Origin of the sequence: Burkholderia sp. BCC0097 (assembly GCF_902832985.1) — a bacterium.
Taxonomy (GTDB): domain Bacteria; phylum Pseudomonadota; class Gammaproteobacteria; order Burkholderiales; family Burkholderiaceae; genus Burkholderia; species Burkholderia orbicola.
In genome coordinates, this window is the sequence record NZ_CADFDM010000003.1 from 220,400 (window position 1) to 236,645 (window position 16,246).

Consider the following 16,246-nt stretch of genomic DNA (forward strand, 5'->3'; position numbering starts at 1 on the left):
CAGTGATGTCGTCAGTCGGTCGTGGCGGGAGTGGCAGGATGCAGATCGGCATCGGGTAACCAGAATACCGCACGGCCGTCGGGCGTGTCGCGCTCGTCGACCTCGACCGGCCGCAGGCGGCCGCCGCGGCACGGACCGCCGACGCACTTGCCGGTATCCGGCGCGTAGATCGCACCGTGCGTCGCGCACATCAGATAGAGGCCCGACGACTCGAAGAACTGCCCTTCGGCCCAGTCGAGCTCCATCGGCACATGCGCGCAGCGGTTCAGGTAGCCGTAAGCGCGGCCGTCGTAGCGCACGAAGAACACGACGGCCTGCTCGCCGCGCAGCGTCGCGTCGACCCGCACGCCGGCACCGCCGTCGGTCAGTGCGGCCGATGCGCACACGCGCACGGCGTCCGGCGCCGCGCTCATGCGTGCTCCCGCAGCCATGCGGCCAGCGCGCCGACGTCCGGCGCGACGAAGCGCGGCGTGAGCGCCGCCAGCGCATCGGCCGTGTGCGCGCCGTACGCCACACCGACGCCGGCCGCGCCGGCGCTGGCGGCCATCTGCAGGTCGTGCGTGGTGTCGCCGATCATCACCGTGCGCGACAGGTCCTGCCCCAATTCCCGCGACAACTCGTGCAGCATCGCCGGATGCGGCTTCGAGAACGTCTCGTCCGCGCAGCGCGTCGCGTCGAACCAGCTCGTCAGCTTCGACTGGTCGAGCACGCGGTTCAGCCCGACTCGACCCTTGCCGGTCGCGACGGCGAGCAGGTAGCCCGTGTCGCGCAGCTCGGCGAGCAGCTCGCGCACACCGGCGAACAGCTCGATACGCTGATCGTCGAGCAGATAGTGATAGCGGTAGCGCTCGGCCAGCCGCGCGTAGTCGGACGGATCGAGGGTCGGAGCCGTGATCTGCAGCGCATCGCGCAGGCCGAGGCCGATCACGTAACGGGAAGCCTCGTCGGACGGCGTGGGCAGGCCGAGATCGCGGCATGCCGCCTGGATGCTATGCGCGATGTGCGCAGTCGAATCCATCAGCGTGCCGTCCCAGTCGAAGACGATCAGGTCAAATTGCTGTCGAGCCATGCGGTTCAGGCGGTATCGCGCAATGCGCTGAGTTGATCGAGAAAGCGCCGGCATTCGGCCGGCAACGGCGCATCGAACTGCAGCGCCTCGCCGGTCAGCGGGTGCGCGAGCTTGAGGCGGTGCGCATGCAGGAACATCCGTTTGAGCGACGGCTGAGCGTTCGCGCGCGCCAGCGCCTTGTTCAGTGCGAAATCGCCGTACTTGGCGTCGCCGGCGATCGGCAGGCCGAGATGCGCGAGGTGCACCCGGATCTGATGGGTCCGCCCCGTTTTGAGTTCCGCTTCGACGAGCACGTAGTCCGGCCAGCGGTCCACGAGATTGAACACCGTATGCGACGCGAGCCCATCGTCCTGCACGCGCACGCGGCGCTCCCCTTCCGGGGTCGAATACTTGAACAGCGGCGCCTTCACCGCGCGGCGCCGGCCCCAGTCGGGCTGCCATTCGCCGTGCGCGCACGCGAAGTAGCGCTTGTCCATCCGGTTCTCGCGGATCTGCTCGTGCAGGCCGACGAGCGCCGTGCGCTTCTTCGCGAGCATCAGGATCCCGGACGTCTCGCGGTCGAGCCGGTGCACCAGTTCGAGGAATTTCGCGCGCGGGCGGGCTTGGCGCATCTGCTCGATCACGCCGAACGCCACGCCGCTGCCGCCGTGCACCGCGACCCCGGCCGGCTTGTCGATGACGAGCATCGCATCGTCCTCGTACAGCACGTCGAAATTCGCGGGCGGCACGACCGGCGTGTCGGCGCGCGCGAGGTCGGCGGCCGCCACCCGCACCGGCGGCACGCGGACGAGGTCGCCCAGTTCCAGGCGGTACTGCGCGTCGATCCGGCCCTTGTTGACGCGCACTTCGCCGCTGCGCAGGATCCGGTAAATATGGCTTTTCGGCACGCCTTTACAGACGCGCAACAGGAAATTGTCGATGCGCTGACCGGCCGAGTTTTCGTCGATCTCGATCATCGATACCTGGCCGCTTGCGACCGAATTCTGGGATATTTTGCCTAACTCATTCATACTGAATATAATTTTGCCCAGCCTGACGTTGTGGGTGGCCTGTTCGGCCGGCCCCGGCTGAATCGGGCAAGGCGCAAGCGCAAACTGCTATTTTACTTGCGCCGGGGGTCCGCTGCTCGCCCCTAATCAAAGAGAAGCAGCAAGTTGCACGCACGGCGCCGCCCGTCGGCAAGGATCGCGCCCACAGGCGGATTCGGTCGGCAAGGCGCCGCGGTAACGGAAAGTTGGTTGAAAAGAATTTGATCGGCAGCCCGACGGCGCGAAGTGCGTCCGCAGGCTGCCGGTTGCGAAAATTACGGCGTTGCGCCCGATTTGGCCCCGCGAAGCGTGCGGGGCTTGGCGACGTCAAACCAGGGAAGTACACCCCAAGCGGGAAAGTCGGGCTGGATTCGATACTCCCCGCTGCGGCCCAAGCCGCAGCATCTGCCGCCCGTCGGCGCGCGCGACGCATTGCGCGCGCCCGTGGCAATGCCCGGATGAGGCTTAGCGCGCTTTTGCAGCGTGCGGTGTGTGAACGCCGTGCTTTGAAGCCGTATTCGCAGGTGCCCTATGGCCGCCGGCCCCGTCTTTCGGGCCCAAGCGCCTCTTCAGGCAATTCTCCCCGCCAGCATTCCCGCTCCAGCGTGCTCGTGACAACACAACAAGGTGCGGCCTGCCGTCGTTCCCGCCCTCGCGCCTGACAACCGCGAGGCGCCGGCAGCGGAGCCGCCTGGAGTCGTTCATGAAACGCATGCTGTTCAATGCGACGCAGCAGGAGGAGCTGCGCGTCGCCATCGTCGATGGGCAAAAGCTCATCGATATCGACATCGAAACCGCCGGGCGCGAACAGCGCAAAGGCAATATCTACAAAGGTGTCATCACCCGTATCGAGCCGTCGCTTGAAGCGTGCTTCGTCAACTACGGCGAAGACCGCCACGGCTTCCTGCCGTTCAAGGAAGTCGCCCGCCAGTACTTCAAGGATGGCATCGACATGCGCTCGGCGCGCATCCAGGATGCCCTGCGCGAAGGCCAGGAGCTGATCGTCCAGGTCGAGAAGGAAGAGCGTGGCAACAAGGGCGCCGCCCTCACCACCTTCATCTCGCTCGCAGGCCGCTACCTCGTGCTGATGCCGAACAACCCGCGCGGCGGCGGCGTGTCGCGCCGGATCGAAGGCGACGAGCGCCAGGAATTGCGCGAAACGATGGCGCAACTGCAGATTCCGGACGGCATGAGCATGATCGCCCGTACCGCGGGCATCGGCCGCAGCGCCGAGGAACTGCAGTGGGACCTGAACTACCTGCTGCAACTGTGGCGCGCGATCGAGGCCGCCTCGCAAAGCGGCAATTCCGGCCAGCCGATGCTGATCTATCTGGAATCGAGCCTCGTGATCCGCGCGATCCGGGACTATTTCCAGCCGGATATCGGCGAAATCCTGATCGACACGAACGAAATCCACGATCAGGCCCGCGCGTTCATGGACATCGTGATGCCGGACAACGTCGCGAAGGTGAAGCGCTACCACGACGACGTGCCGCTGTTCTCCCGCTTCCAGATCGAGCACCAGATCGAAACCGCGTACTCGCGTACGGTCCCGCTGCCGTCCGGCGGCGCGATCGTGATCGACCACACCGAAGCGCTCGTCGCGATCGACGTGAACTCGGCCCGCGCGACCAAGGGCGCGGACATCGAGGAAACGGCCACCCGCACGAACCTCGAAGCGGCGGACGAAGTCGCCCGCCAGCTGCGCCTGCGCGACCTCGGCGGCCTGATCGTGATCGATTTCATCGACATGGAATCGGCGAAGAGCCAGCGCGAAGTCGAGCAGCGCCTGAAGGACGCGCTCAAGCACGACCGTGCGCGCGTGCAGATGGGCAAGATCTCCCGCTTCGGCCTGATGGAGCTGTCGCGCCAGCGCCTGCGTCCGGCGCTGTCGGAAGGCAGCCACGTGACGTGCCCGCGCTGCAACGGCACCGGCCACATCCGCGATACCGAATCGTCCGCGCTGCAGGTCCTGCGGATCATTCAGGAAGAAGCGATGAAGGAAAACACCGCGGCGATCCACTGCCAGGTGCCGGTCGAGGTGACCGCCTTCCTGCTGAACGAAAAGCGTCAGGAAATCAACAAGATCGAGTCGCGCTTCAAGGTCGGCATCGTGCTGATCCCGAACAAGCACCTCGATACGCCGCACTACAAGCTCGAGCGCCTGCGTCACGACGACGCGCGCCTCGACGATCCGCGCGCGTCCTGGAAGATGGCCGAGGAAGCTGCCCGCGAACTCGAGTCGGAAACCGGCTACAGCAAGCGTGCCGCCGAAGTGAAGCCGAAGCAGGAAGCCGCGGTCAAGGGCATCACGCCCGAGCGCCCGGCACCGAGCGCGGCGCCGCAGCGTCCGGTCGAGCCCGTTGCCGCCCCCGCCCCTGCGCCCGTCGCAGCGGCAAGCGGCGGTTTCATCGGCTGGCTGAAGGGCCTGTTCGGCGTGTCGCCGGCACCGGCGCCCGCACCGGTTGCTCCGGCACCGGCGAAGGAGCAGGCAGCCCGTCCGGCTCGCGAACGCACCGAAAAGACCGAGCAGCGCGGCGGTGATCGCAACCGCAACCGTCGCGGCGGCGCCCAGCAGGCGCAAGGCGGCCGCGACCAGGCAGCCGCAGGCCGTGGCCAGCCGCAACGCCAGGAACGCGAAGGCAAGGAAGTGCGCGAACCGCGTGAAGGCCGTGAGCCGCGCGAGGGCCGTGAGTTGCGTGAAGGTCGCGAGGGCCGCGAAAACCGCGAAGGTCGCGAAAACCGTGAGGGTCGCGAAGGTCGCGAGGGCCGTGGCCCGCGCGAAGGTCGCGAGCCGCGTGAAGGCCGTGAGCCGCGCGAACCGCGCGAAAACCGCGAACCGCGCGAGCGTGCCGAACAGCCGGAAGGCGTCGAGGCAGCCGGCCGGGGCGAGCGCCAGGAACGCGGCGAGCGTCGCGAGCGCGGCGAACGCCGCAAGCCGACCCAGCATGCGGCCACGCTCGAGACCGTCACCCGCGGTGAAAACCATCCGGAACCGGAAACCGACAAGGCTGTTGCAGAAGCCCTGCCCGGCGCGGAACTGGCAGCCGATGCGGAAGCCGGCGCACGTGACGGCGAAGAACGTCGCCGTCGCCGTCGCGGCCGCCGCGGCGGTCGTCGCGAGCGCGAGGAAGACGGTGCAGTCGACCAGGCCGAGCAAGGCGTCGAAGTCGAAGGTGAAGTCGCGGCGCAAGCCGTGACGCCGGCCGCACCGGTCGCAGCCGAACCGGCCCACACGGCCGCACCGGCAGTCGCCGCGGCCGTGGCCAGCGCGGTCGCCGTCGAAGCCGTCGTCGAGCAGCATGCCGCACCGGCCGCTGTCGAAGCGCAGCCGGCACCGGCACGCGTCGAGGCGGTTCCGGCCGCCCCGGTCGAGCCCGCCGTCGCCGTCCAGGCAGCAGAACCGGCACCGGTCGCGCCGGTGATCGCGGAAGCGGGCCCGGCTCCGGTCGCGGTGTCGCCGACCGATGCGTTCGAAGTGCCGGCAGCCGCGCCGGCCGCTGTCGAGGCGCCGCAAGCTGCGCCGGTCGAGCAAACTGCTCCGGCCGCCGTGGCGATCGAAGCCGCTCCGGTGGTGGTCGAGCCGGTGGCAGTCGAACCGGCACCGGTCGAACCCGCCCCGGTCGAAGTCGTCGCCGCACCCGCGCCGGCACCGGCACCGGCTCCCGCCCAACCGGCAGCCGCGCCCGCTTCGGCGAGCCTGGATGTCGTGCTGGAGCAGGCCGGTCTCGTCTGGGTGAACACGGACGCCGACAAGTTCGCGGCCGCGCAGGAAGCCGCGTCGCGGCTCCCGCGCCCGGCCCGCGTGCCGCGCGAACGCAAGGTGCTGCCGCCGGCCGATACGGCCCCGATGCAGCAGGTCGAAACGACGCACCACTGAACGGCGCATCGCACGACCAGGAAAAGCCCGCCTCCGGCGGGCTTTTTCACGTCCGCGCCGAGGGTTTCCGCCCACCGGCCCCGTCGGCCGGTTGCGGCTAAAATAGCGGTCTGGTTCGCACTTCTTCCAACATGTCCCGACGCATCATTCCTCTCGCCGACGTCAGCGGGATGCCGGACGTCTCCGGCGTCGCGCATGCCCCCGACGGCACGCTGGCCGACACGTTCGCCAGGCCGCTGCGCGACCTGCGCATTTCGGTGACGGACCGCTGCAACTTCCGTTGCGTGTACTGCATGCCACGCGCGGTGTTCGACAAGGACTACCCGTTCCTGCCGCACAGCGCGCTGCTCACGCACGAGGAAATCGAGCGCGTGGCGCGGCTCTTCGTCGCGCACGGCGTCGAGAAAATCCGCATCACGGGCGGCGAACCGCTGCTGCGCAAGAACCTCGAATTCCTGATCGAGCGCCTCGCGCGCCTGACGACGCACGCCGGCCGCCCGCTCGACCTGACGCTGACGACCAACGGCTCGCTGCTGGCACGCAAGGCGCGTGCGCTGAAGGACGCCGGGCTCACGCGCGTCACGGTCAGCCTCGATGCGCTCGACGACGCGCTGTTCAAGCGCATGAACGATGCCGAGTTCGCGAGCGCCGACGTGCTCGACGGCATCTTCGCCGCGCAGGCCGCGGGCCTCGCGCCGGTCAAGGTCAACATGGTCGTGAAGCGCGGCACCAACGACAGCGAGATCCTGCCGATGGCCGAGCGCTTCCGCGGCACCGGCGTGATCCTGCGTTTCATCGAATACATGGACGTCGGCACGTCGAACGGCTGGAACATGACCGAGGTGCTGCCGTCGGCGGACGTCGTCGCGCGCATCGCCGAACATTTCCCGCTCGTGCCGCTCGAGCCGCACACGGCGGCCGAAACCGCACAGCGCTGGGCCTATGCGGACGGCAGCGGCGAGATCGGCGTGATCTCGAGCGTCACGCAGGCTTTCTGCGGCGACTGCACGCGCGCGCGGCTGTCGACCGAAGGCAAGCTGTACCTGTGCCTGTTCGCGTCGACCGGCCACGACCTGCGCGCACTCGTGCGCGGCGGCGCGAGCGATGCCGAGATCGCGACCGCGATCGCCCGCATCTGGCAGGCGCGCACCGACCGCTATTCGCAGCTGCGCGGCAGCGCATCGGCCGATACCGCGCCCGACGGCGCCGGCAAGCGCGTCGAAATGTCGTACATCGGCGGCTGACGCCTCCTTTCCGCCCGCGCACGATGCCCGCTCCCGCCTCTCCGTCGATCGCCGGTCTGCTGCTCGCAGGCGGGCGCGCCACCCGCATGGATGGTGTCGACAAGGGCCTGCAACTGCTCGACGGTACGCCGCTCGCGCTGCACGTGCTGCGCCGGCTGGCGCCGCAGGTCGACGAGACGCTGATCAGCGCGAATCGCCATGCCGATCGCTATGCCGAACTCGGTGCCCCGTTCGACGCGCGCATCATCGCGGATGAAACCTCTGACTTTCCGGGGCCGCTCGCGGGCCTGCTCGCCGGCATGCGCGCGGCGCGCGCACCGCTGGTCGCGTGCTCGCCGTGCGATACACCCTATCTACCCGTCGACCTCGTCGCACGGCTGCGGGCGGCGCTCGACGCGCAGCAGGCGGACATCGCGATGGCCGTTACCGTCGACGCGCAACAGATGCGCTCGCCGCAGCCGACGTTCGCGCTGCTGCGCACGTCGCTGGCCGACGACCTGGCCGCCCGGCTCGCGGCCGGCGACCGTAAGGTGCGTGCGTGGTACGCACGCCACAAGACGGTCGAAGTCGAGTTTCGCGACGAGCGTGCGTTTTACAATGCCAACTCCTGGCAGGAACTCGCCGCACTGGCCCGTCGCTGACGGCCCTGTGCCGTTCCCGCCCGGCGCCCGCCCCACGCGAAACCCGCGCCCCGGCACCCTCCTCGCGCCACCGGCCACGAACCCGATACGCCTTGCGGCGCAGTCCGACTGATGATCACGCAATCCTCGCCCGCCTCCCGAACCGCACCCGACCCCGATGCCCCGCTGTCGCTCGTCGACGCGCAGGCGCTCGCGTGCCGCTTCGCGGTGCCCGTCGACGCGTGTGACACGGTGACGCTGCGCGAGGCGCTCGACCGCGTGCTCGCGGCCGACGTGAGCGCGCCGTTCGACATTCCCGCATACGACAACTCGGCCATGGACGGCTATGCGTTCGACGGCGCCGCCGCGGCATTCGCATCGGCGCAGGGCGAGGTCGCGATGCCGGTCGCCGGCACCGCGTTCGCCGGCCATCCGTTCGACGGCCTCGTGGCGGTCGGTGCATGCGTGCGCATCATGACGGGCGCGCCGATGCCGGCCGGCTGCGACACGGTGATTCCGCAGGAACGCGTGCGCGTCGACGGCGACACGATCCGCTTCGCCGCGCACGACGTCGCGCGCGGCGCGAATTGCCGCCGGGCCGGCGAGGATCTCGCGCGCGGCGCTTGTGCGCTCGCCGCAGGCCGCATCCTGAGGCCGTCCGATCTCGGCCTGCTCGCGTCGTTCGGCATCGCCGACGTCACGGTGCGCCGGCGCGTGCGCGTCGCCGTGTTCTCGACCGGCGACGAGTTGCGCGAGCCCGGCGAACCGCTCGGCCGCGGCGCGCTGTACGACAGCAATCGCGGGATGCTGATCGCGATGCTCGAACGGCTGCACGTCGACACGATCGATCTCGGGATCGTCCGGGACGACCCGGCCGCGCTCGAAGCCGCATTGCGCGCCGCCATCTCCGCGCAGGCCGATGCGGTCATCACGTCGGGCGGCGTGTCGGTCGGCGAGGCCGACTTCACGCGCGACGTGATGGCGCGGCTCGGCCACGTGACGTTCGCGAGTCTCGCGCTGCGGCCCGGCCGGCCGCTCGCGTGCGGCACGCTCGCACGCGCGGCCGACGGCGCCGGCCACGCGCTGTTCTTCGGCCTGCCCGGCAATCCTGTCGCGTCCGCCGTGACGTTCCTTGCGATCGTGCGCCCTGCGCTGCTCAAGCTGGCCGGCACGCAAACGCCGCCGCCGGCCATGTACACGGCGCTCAGTACGCAGCCGTTGAAGAAGCGTCCCGGCCGCACCGAATACCTGCGCGGCGTCGCGACGCGCGCCGCCGACGGCCAATGGCACGTCGCGCCGGCCGGATCGCAAAGCTCCGCGTCGTTGAGCGGTCTGGCCGCCGCCAACTGTTTCATCGTCCTGGGCCACGATACCGCGGCAGTCGACGCGGGCGCCCCGGTCGACGTCCTGCCGCTCGACGGCCTGATCTGAATTCCAATCGGTATATCTCTACGGGGGCAATCCGCACATGAAAAAACAAATCTCGTCGATCGCCGCGGGGCAGACCGCCAAGGCGCTGATCCTCGTCTACCTGACGTTCAGCGTGCCGATCGTGCTGCTCGGCATTCTGGTCGCGTATATCCGCTACGGGATGGTCGAGTTGAGCACGATCCTGAGCGCGCTGCTGCTGAACGCGATCCTCGGTTTCGTGCTGCTGTGGATCGCGTGCCATGCGTACAACTGGGTCGCATCGCGCTTCGGCGGCATCGAGATCGTGCTGTCCGATCCGCCGGAGGAAGCGTGAGCGGCACGACGCTGATCCGCGCGGCCGAATCCCGCGACGTCGGCGCGATCCTCGCGCTGATGCGCGAGCTGGCCGAGTTCGAGAAGCTCACGCATCTGTTCATCGCGACCGAAGCCGATCTCGCCGATGCGCTGTTCGGCGAGCACCCGGCTGCCGAAGCGCTGGTGGCCGAGCGCGCCGGCGCGATCGTCGCGTACGCGCTGTTCTTCCACAACTATTCGACGTTCCTCGGCCGCCGCGGGCTCTATCTCGAGGATCTGTACGTTCAGCCCTCGCAGCGCGGCACGGGCCTCGGCACCGCGATGCTGCGTCATCTCGCCGCACTCGCCGTCGAGCGCCGTTGCGCGCGCTTCGAATGGTCGGTCCTCGACTGGAACCAGCCGGCGATCGATTTCTACGAGAAGATGGGCGCGACCGTGCTGCCGGAGTGGCGCATCGTGCGCGTGACGGGCGACGCGCTGGACACGCTCGCCGCGCATTGAGCGCGAGCCGGCCGCGCCGGCGATCGCCGCAAAAAAGGAAACGGGCGCCGCGGCGCCCGTTTTTTCCGTCCGGCAGCTGCCGGCAACGCACATCACGCGTCGTCCGCATCGGCGCCTTCGGCCCCTTCCGCGCCAAGCAGCCCGGCCGCCGTGTCGCCCGGCAGTGCCTCGACCTGCTTGAGCTTGCGGCTCATCACGCGCGTGCGCTGCTCGGCGGACTCGATCGAACGCGTGACCGTCTCGAGCTGCGCCTTCGTACGCGCAAGCACGTCGCCGAACTTGCCGAACTCCGTCTTGACCGCGCCGAGCACCTGCCACACCTCGCTCGAGCGCTGCTCGATCGCGAGCGTGCGGAACCCCATCTGAAGGCTGTTCAGCAGCGCAGTAAGCGTGGTCGGCCCGGCGACCGTCACGCGATAGTCGCGCTGCAGCAGGTCGGTCAGCCCCGGGCGGCGCAGGATCTCCGCATAGAGCCCTTCGGTCGGCAGGAACAGCAGCGCGAAATCGGTCGTGTACGGCGGCGCGACGTACTTCTCGGCGATCGTGCGCGCTTCCATCCGCACCCTCGCCTCCAGCGCACGCGCCGCCTCCTCGACGGCCACCGCATCGGCGCGCTCCTGCGCGTCGATCAACCGCTCGTAGTCTTCGCGCGGGAATTTCGCGTCGATCGGCAGCCACACCGGCGGCGCATCGCGCATGCCGGCATCGCGGCCCGGCAGCCGGATCGCGAATTCGACGCGCTCGGTGCTCTTCGGCACCGTCGCGACATTCTTCGCGTACTGGTCGGCCGTCAGCATCTGTTCGAGCAGCGCTTCGAGCTGCACCTCGCCCCAGGTGCCGCGCGTCTTCACGTTGGTCAGCACCTTCTTCAGGTCGCCGACGCCGGCCGCGAGGGTCTGCATCTCGCCGAGCCCGCGATGCACCTGCTCGAGCCGGTCCGACACGAGCTTGAACGATTCGCCGAGCCGCTGCTCGAGCGTCGCGTGCAGCTTCTCGTCGACGGTGCGGCGCATCTCCTCGAGCTTCGCCGCGTTGTTCGTCTCGATTTCCTTCAGCCGCTGTTCGAGCGTCGCGCGTACTTCTCCGATCCGGCGATCGTTCGCCTCGGTCAGTTGCGTGAGCTGCCGGTGCAACGTGTCGCCGAACAACCGCAGCGCGCCCGTCTGCTCCTCGCGCGCCTGCTGGGCCTGGCGCTGCAGGCTCTCGCGCATCGCGTCGAACTGCTGCGCGTTGCCGGCGACGAGCTTGCCGAGCTGCTGCGCGAACCCCTCGATCTGGTTGTTCTGCACGGTCGCCACGCTCGTCAGTTGCGCGGCGAGCGTCTGCTGCAACTGGGCGAAGCTGCCGGCCAGCTCGGTACGCGAGCCGCGTGCGTTTTCGACGATCTCGCCACGCAGTTCGCGCTCGAGCCGCTCGACCGCGCGCGCCTGCGCATGTGCGGCATCCTCGATCTGATCGCCGAGCACGGCCGCATCGTCGTGGCGGCCGCCGCGCACGAGCGCGACGATCGCCACCGCGAGCGCGACGGCCAGCACGACGACCGCCGCCAGCAACAACGTCATCGTCATGCGCGCGGCTTCCCGATCACGTCAGGGTTGATCGGATTCGGCGGCTGCCCCGCACGCGGCCCCTCGCCGAGCGCGGCGATCAGGTTGTCGGCAGCGAGATTCGCCATCGCGCGACGGGTTTTTTCGGTCGCGCTCGCGATATGCGGCGTCAGCACGACGTTCGGCACCTCGAGCAGCGCCGGATGCACGCTCGGCTCGCCCTCGTACACGTCGAGGCCGGCTGCGGCGATCGTCCCGTCGCGCAGCGCGACGGCCAGCGCCGCATCGTCGACGATCCCGCCGCGCGCGATATTGGTCAGCGTCGCCGTGGGTTTCATCTTCGCGAGCTCGGCCGCGCCGATCGTGTGATGGTTCTCCTTCGTGTACGGCAGCACGAGCACGACATGATCGGCGCGCGCGAGCAGCGCATCCTTCGACACGTATTCGGCATTCAGCTCGGCCTCGATCTCGGGCGCGACCCGCGACCGGTTGTGATAGATCACCTGCATCCCGAAGCCGCGCGCGCGGCGCGCGAGCGCCTGGCCGATGCGACCCATCCCGATCACGCCGAGCGTCGAGCCGTGGATGTCGGTGCCGAGGAAGCCGTCGTACGCCCACTTCTGCCAGTGACCGGCGCGCAGCCAGTGTTCGGATTCGGCGATCCGGCGCGCGGCGGCCATCATCAGCGCCCAGCCGAAATCGGCGGTCGACTCGTTCAGCACGTCGGGCGTGTTGGTGCCGAGCACGTTCGCCGCGTTGAACGCGGCCATGTCGAAGTTGTTGTAGCCGACCGCCATGTTCGCGACGACCCGCAGGCGCGGCGCGGCCGCGAGCGTGGCCGCGCCGACCGGGTCGCCGGCCGTCAGCGCGCCGTCCTTGTCGGCCAGACGCGCGGCGAGCGCGTCGGGCGCGAGCGCGTCGCCGTCGTTCCAGTCGACGTCGAAATACTGCTTGAGCCGTTCGATCACGTCCGGAAAGATCGGACGCGCGACCAGGATCTTCTGCATCGCCATCTCCGCATGCCGCGGACGGATCGCGGCGCGCCATGCGCCGCCGGAGCCGCCCGCTTAAAGTTGAAAAACGTCAGCTTACGCCGTGAAGAAAAGCCACGACGTCAGCAGGAACACCGGTATCAGCACGACGAGCGCCCAGCCGAGGTACGCGAAGAAACTCGGCATCTTCACGCCGCGCGATTCGGCGATCGCCTTCACCATGAAATTCGGCGCGTTGCCGATATAGCTGTTCGCGCCCATGAACACCGCACCGGCGGAAATCGCGGCGAGTGTCGACGCGCCGGTCGTCATCAGCGTCCGCGCATCGCCGCCCGCGAGGTTGAAGAACACGAGATAGGTGGGCGCGTTGTCGAGGAACGACGACAGGATGCCCGTCGCCCAGAAGTACATCGCGTCGATCGGCTTGCCGTCGGGCCCGGTGACGAGATGGACGATCTGCGCGAACGCGCCGTCCGCACCCGCGCGCAGGATCACGATCACCGGCGCGATCGTCACGAAGATGCCCGCGAACAGCTTCGCGACTTCCTCGATCGGCGCCCAGTTGAACGCGTTGCCCTCGCGCGCGGAACGCGGCGTCAGCGCGAGCGACGCGAGCGTCACCACCACGAGCGCGACGTCGCGCACGAGATTCTGCAGCGCGACGTGCGTCCCCCACACGTCGAACGAGATGCCCGGCTTCCACACGCCGCTCATCAGCACGAGCGCGATCACGGCCGCCAGCAGCACGAAGTTGATCTTGCCGTCGATCGACAGCGCCGCGCCGTCGGGCGTCGGATCGAGCGCGGCCGGCCGCTCCTCGCCGCCCTTCCGGTAGAAGTACGTATCGAGCGCGAAGAACAGCGTCAGCAGCACCACGCAGATGAACAGCATCGGCAGCGCGAGATGCGTGGTCGTCCAGAAGAAGCTCACGCCGTTCAGGAAGCCGAGGAACAGCGGCGGATCGCCGAGCGGCGACAGCGAGCCGCCCGCGTTCGCGACGAGGAAGATGAAGAAGATCACGACGTGCACGACATGCTTGCGGTTGTCGTTGGCGCGCAGCAGCGGCCGGATCAGCAGCATCGCGGCGCCGGTCGTGCCCATCACGCTCGCTAGCAGCGTGCCGAGCGCGAGGATCGCGGTATTCAGCTTCGGCGAACCATGCAGGTTGCCGTTCACGCAGATGCCGCCCGCGACCGTGTAGAGCGCGGTGAGCAGCACGATGAACGGAATGTATTCCTCGAGCAGCGCATGCACGAGCGTGCCGAACGCGGTGCCGACGCCGAACGCGACCGCGAACGGCGCCAGGAATACGATCGCCCAGCCGGCGGCGATCTTGCCGAAGTGGTGATGCCAGAACACGGGGGCGACGAGCGGGAACAGCGCGATGGACAGCAGGATTCCCGCGAAAGGGATGCCCCAGAGCGCGGACAGCGTGGCACCGTCGAGCGTGGCGGCCGATGCGAGCGCGGGAGCGGCGCCAAGCGCGATTCCCGACGCCATGCCCGCCCAAGCGGCATGTCGTTTCATGCGGAACTTCCTTGTTCGAGTAGGGGTGAATGCAGCGGGCGCGTCAGGCGCCCCGTACGACGATCGCGTGCACGCGGTACGGGCCGTGCGCGCCCAGAATGATCGTTTGCTCGATATCGCCCGTGCGCGACGGGCCCGACACGAAATTGACCGCGCGCGGCAACTCGCCGCGCTCCGCGCGAATCAGTGCGAACGCGTCTTCATGACCGGCGACGATGCGTGACGCCGGCACGATCGCGATGTGGGTTTCCGGCAGCAGGCCGGCCGATGCGTAAGTGTCGGGGCCTGACAGCAACACCAGCGACCCCGTTTCGGCGGTCGCGCAAAAGCAGCCGGTCAGGCCGACGAGATCGCCGTCGCGCGGCTTGCGGCACTCGACCGACAGGCCGGCGCCGGCCCAGTCGAGATCGGCCAGCGTGCGCCATGCGACGGCCTGCGCCTGCAGACCATGAGCGGCAAGATAGCGGGCGGCGGCGGCGGGCACATCGGCCAGCGTCGCGACTTCGTCGACCGTGGTCGACAGGCGCCCCGCCTCGTCGACGAAAGCGGCGACGAGGTCGGCCGGCGCCGGCGGGCGCGGGCCCTCCGGATGACGGGCGAGATAGTCGGCGACGCCGTCGCGCTCCGCTGCATCGGGTTCGGCCGTGCGCCCCTGCGCCGCGCGGATGCGCGCGAGGATCTGGCGACGGGCAGCGGAAGTGTCCATGAACGGTCCTCGTGACGTTGGCGTGCAATACGTCGGATTATACCGGCCACCCCTGCCGCGACACACCTTCGGCCGAACGGCCGACTACTACTTCGACGCGTCTTCCTCGACCGGCTGCGCGATGCCGAACACTTGCCGCAGGTACGCGAGATACGCCTTGTCGTCGCACATGCTCTTGCCCGGCGAATCGGACAGCTTCGCGACCGGCTGGCCGTTGCAGCGAACCATCTTGATCACGATCTGCAGCGGCACGTAGCCGAGATCGTTGGTGAGGTTGGTACCGACGCCGAACGCGAGCTTGCAGCGGCCGCGGAACCGTTCGTACAGCTGCATGACCTTCGGGATGTCGAGCGCATCCGAGAACACGAGCACCTTGGTGCGCGGGTCGCACCGGTTCGCCTCGTAATGGCGCAGCATCCGCTCGCCCCACTCGAACGGATCACCCGAATCGTGGCGCGCGCCGTCGAACAGCTTGCAGAAATACATGTCGAAGTCGTTCAGGAACGCGTCCATCCCGTAGACGTCCGACAGCGCGATCCCGAGGTCGCCGCGATATTCCTTCGCCCACATCTCGAAGCCGTAGATCTGCGAGTCGCGCAACCGCGGGCCGAGCGCCTGGCACGCCTGCAGGTATTCGTGCGCCATCGTGCCGAGCGGCGTGATGTCGTGCTTCATCGCGTACAGCACGTTGCTCGTGCCCGCGAACTGCGGGCCGAGCCCGTCACGCAGCGTGAGCGCGACTTCCTCGTGCCAGACCTTCGAGAAGCGCCGGCGCGTGCCGTAGTCGGCGATCTTGCAGTCGGCGAATTCGGGCTTCGCGCCGAGCAGCTTGATCTTCTCGCGCAGCCGTTCGCGGCCTTCGCGATAGTCGGGCTCGCGCTGCGTGTTGCGGAAATAGACTTCGTTGACAATCGCGAGCACCGGGATCTCGAACAGGATCGTATGCAGCCACGGCCCCTCGATCACGATGTCGATTTCGCCGTTGCCCTTCGGCGACGGCGTGATCGAGATGTACTTCTCGTTCAGGTGGAACAGCGCGAGGAAGTCGACGAAGTCGCTCTTGATGAAGCGCATCCGCCGCAGGTAGTCGAGCTCGACGTCGGCAAAGCGCAGCGAGCACAGGCCGCGCACCTCGTCGCGAATCTCGTCGATGTACGGCACGAGATCGACGCCGGGCGTGCGGCACCGGAAGCGGTATTCGACGTTTGCAGCCGGGAAGTGATGCAGGACGACCTGCATCATCGTGAACTTGTAGAGATCCGTGTCGAGCAGCGAAGTGATGATCATGATGACGGCAGCGCCAATATCGTGACCGGGCCCCGGCGCACCGCGCGCCGCCCGGTCTGTCGGTCATGTTACCCGAATGCGGGCCGGACCATCGTGAAACCGCCCCGCCGCCTTGCCGCA

14 protein-coding genes are annotated in these 16,246 nt (G+C 68.6%); 6 read left to right on the forward strand and 8 right to left on the reverse strand.

Translation table 11 applies throughout. The features are described from left to right. Positions 1–11: 11 nt before the first annotated feature. The 3 genes from HWX07_RS10600 to HWX07_RS10610 are packed head-to-tail and all read right to left on the reverse strand — an operon-like array spanning position 12 to position 2,079. Positions 12–413: a Rieske 2Fe-2S domain-containing protein gene (locus HWX07_RS10600; protein ID WP_175876287.1), complete on the reverse strand. Its 402-nt coding sequence runs from the start codon at positions 411–413 to the stop codon at positions 12–14. Next, positions 410–1,069, reverse strand: coding sequence for an HAD-IA family hydrolase (locus tag HWX07_RS10605; RefSeq protein WP_006493743.1), 660 nt, complete (start codon positions 1,067–1,069; stop codon positions 410–412). Before HWX07_RS10605 ends, HWX07_RS10600 begins: the two co-directional genes overlap by 4 nt. A gap of 5 nt (positions 1,070–1,074) precedes the next feature. Beyond that, positions 1,075–2,079 carry an RluA family pseudouridine synthase gene (locus HWX07_RS10610; RefSeq protein WP_011544930.1) on the reverse strand — a complete coding sequence of 335 codons (1,005 nt, stop codon included), beginning with the start codon at positions 2,077–2,079 and terminating at the stop codon, positions 1,075–1,077. A gap of 721 nt (positions 2,080–2,800) precedes the next feature. Between HWX07_RS10610 and HWX07_RS10615 the strand changes: the two genes are divergently transcribed. The 6 genes from HWX07_RS10615 to HWX07_RS10640 all read left to right on the forward strand — a co-directional run bounded on the left by HWX07_RS10615 (position 2,801) and on the right by HWX07_RS10640 (position 10,067). Beyond that, a complete protein-coding gene (locus tag HWX07_RS10615) occupies positions 2,801–5,977 on the forward strand; it encodes an Rne/Rng family ribonuclease (protein ID WP_175876288.1) in 3,177 nt (1,058 codons plus the stop codon). Between the two features lie 131 nt (positions 5,978–6,108). Next, positions 6,109–7,221, forward strand: coding sequence for a GTP 3',8-cyclase MoaA (moaA, locus tag HWX07_RS10620; RefSeq protein ID WP_011544928.1), 1,113 nt, complete (start codon positions 6,109–6,111; stop codon positions 7,219–7,221). Between the two features lie 23 nt (positions 7,222–7,244). Further along, positions 7,245–7,862 (forward strand): molybdenum cofactor guanylyltransferase MobA, encoded by a 618-nt coding sequence (gene mobA, locus HWX07_RS10625; RefSeq protein WP_175876289.1) that lies wholly within the window; start codon positions 7,245–7,247, stop codon positions 7,860–7,862. A gap of 111 nt (positions 7,863–7,973) precedes the next feature. Further along, positions 7,974–9,272: a gephyrin-like molybdotransferase Glp gene (glp, locus tag HWX07_RS10630; RefSeq protein WP_175876290.1), complete on the forward strand. Its 1,299-nt coding sequence runs from the start codon at positions 7,974–7,976 to the stop codon at positions 9,270–9,272. Between the two features lie 37 nt (positions 9,273–9,309). After that, positions 9,310–9,585, forward strand: coding sequence for a hypothetical protein (locus HWX07_RS10635; RefSeq protein WP_006476519.1), 276 nt, complete (start codon positions 9,310–9,312; stop codon positions 9,583–9,585). Then, a complete protein-coding gene (locus HWX07_RS10640) occupies positions 9,582–10,067 on the forward strand; it encodes a GNAT family N-acetyltransferase (protein ID WP_175876291.1) in 486 nt (161 codons plus the stop codon). The genes HWX07_RS10635 and HWX07_RS10640 overlap by 4 nt, the downstream gene beginning before the upstream one ends. A gap of 92 nt (positions 10,068–10,159) precedes the next feature. Here HWX07_RS10640 and rmuC read toward each other — a convergent pair whose 3' ends face one another. The 5 genes from rmuC to pncB form a co-directional block, all read right to left on the reverse strand. Continuing rightward, positions 10,160–11,635 (reverse strand): DNA recombination protein RmuC, encoded by a 1,476-nt coding sequence (gene rmuC, locus HWX07_RS10645; RefSeq protein WP_175876292.1) that lies wholly within the window; start codon positions 11,633–11,635, stop codon positions 10,160–10,162. Continuing rightward, positions 11,632–12,621: a D-glycerate dehydrogenase gene (locus tag HWX07_RS10650; RefSeq protein WP_012328142.1), complete on the reverse strand. Its 990-nt coding sequence runs from the start codon at positions 12,619–12,621 to the stop codon at positions 11,632–11,634. The genes rmuC and HWX07_RS10650 overlap by 4 nt, the downstream gene beginning before the upstream one ends. Positions 12,622–12,702: 81 nt before the next feature. Continuing rightward, on the reverse strand, positions 12,703–14,133 hold the full coding sequence (locus HWX07_RS10655) for a sodium:proton antiporter (RefSeq protein ID WP_175876293.1): 1,431 nt from the start codon (positions 14,131–14,133) through the stop codon (positions 12,703–12,705). A 43-nt stretch (positions 14,134–14,176) separates the two neighbouring features. After that, positions 14,177–14,839: a lactate utilization protein C gene (locus HWX07_RS10660; protein WP_175807502.1), complete on the reverse strand. Its 663-nt coding sequence runs from the start codon at positions 14,837–14,839 to the stop codon at positions 14,177–14,179. Positions 14,840–14,926: 87 nt separating this feature from the next. Further along, positions 14,927–16,126 (reverse strand): nicotinate phosphoribosyltransferase, encoded by a 1,200-nt coding sequence (gene pncB, locus HWX07_RS10665; protein WP_027805402.1) that lies wholly within the window; start codon positions 16,124–16,126, stop codon positions 14,927–14,929. Positions 16,127–16,246 lie beyond the last annotated feature (120 nt).

Excerpts from the sequence above, each read along its gene's own strand:
- HWX07_RS10600 (WP_175876287.1), bottom strand. The coding sequence starts at position 413 with ATGAGCGCGGCGCCGGACGCCGTGCGCGTGTGCGCATCGGCCGCACTG.
- HWX07_RS10605 (WP_006493743.1), bottom strand. The coding sequence starts at position 1,069 with ATGGCTCGACAGCAATTTGACCTGATCGTCTTCGACTGGGACGGCACG.
- HWX07_RS10610 (WP_011544930.1), bottom strand. The coding sequence starts at position 2,079 with ATGAATGAGTTAGGCAAAATATCCCAGAATTCGGTCGCAAGCGGCCAG.
- HWX07_RS10615 (WP_175876288.1), top strand. The coding sequence starts at position 2,801 with ATGAAACGCATGCTGTTCAATGCGACGCAGCAGGAGGAGCTGCGCGTC.
- moaA (WP_011544928.1), top strand. The coding sequence starts at position 6,109 with ATGTCCCGACGCATCATTCCTCTCGCCGACGTCAGCGGGATGCCGGAC.
- mobA (WP_175876289.1), top strand. The coding sequence starts at position 7,245 with ATGCCCGCTCCCGCCTCTCCGTCGATCGCCGGTCTGCTGCTCGCAGGC.
- glp (WP_175876290.1), top strand. The coding sequence starts at position 7,974 with ATGATCACGCAATCCTCGCCCGCCTCCCGAACCGCACCCGACCCCGAT.
- HWX07_RS10635 (WP_006476519.1), top strand. The coding sequence starts at position 9,310 with ATGAAAAAACAAATCTCGTCGATCGCCGCGGGGCAGACCGCCAAGGCG.
- rmuC (WP_175876292.1), bottom strand. The coding sequence starts at position 11,635 with ATGACGATGACGTTGTTGCTGGCGGCGGTCGTCGTGCTGGCCGTCGCG.
- HWX07_RS10650 (WP_012328142.1), bottom strand. The coding sequence starts at position 12,621 with ATGCAGAAGATCCTGGTCGCGCGTCCGATCTTTCCGGACGTGATCGAA.
- HWX07_RS10655 (WP_175876293.1), bottom strand. The coding sequence starts at position 14,133 with ATGAAACGACATGCCGCTTGGGCGGGCATGGCGTCGGGAATCGCGCTT.
- HWX07_RS10660 (WP_175807502.1), bottom strand. The coding sequence starts at position 14,839 with ATGGACACTTCCGCTGCCCGTCGCCAGATCCTCGCGCGCATCCGCGCG.
- pncB (WP_027805402.1), bottom strand. The coding sequence starts at position 16,126 with ATGATCATCACTTCGCTGCTCGACACGGATCTCTACAAGTTCACGATG.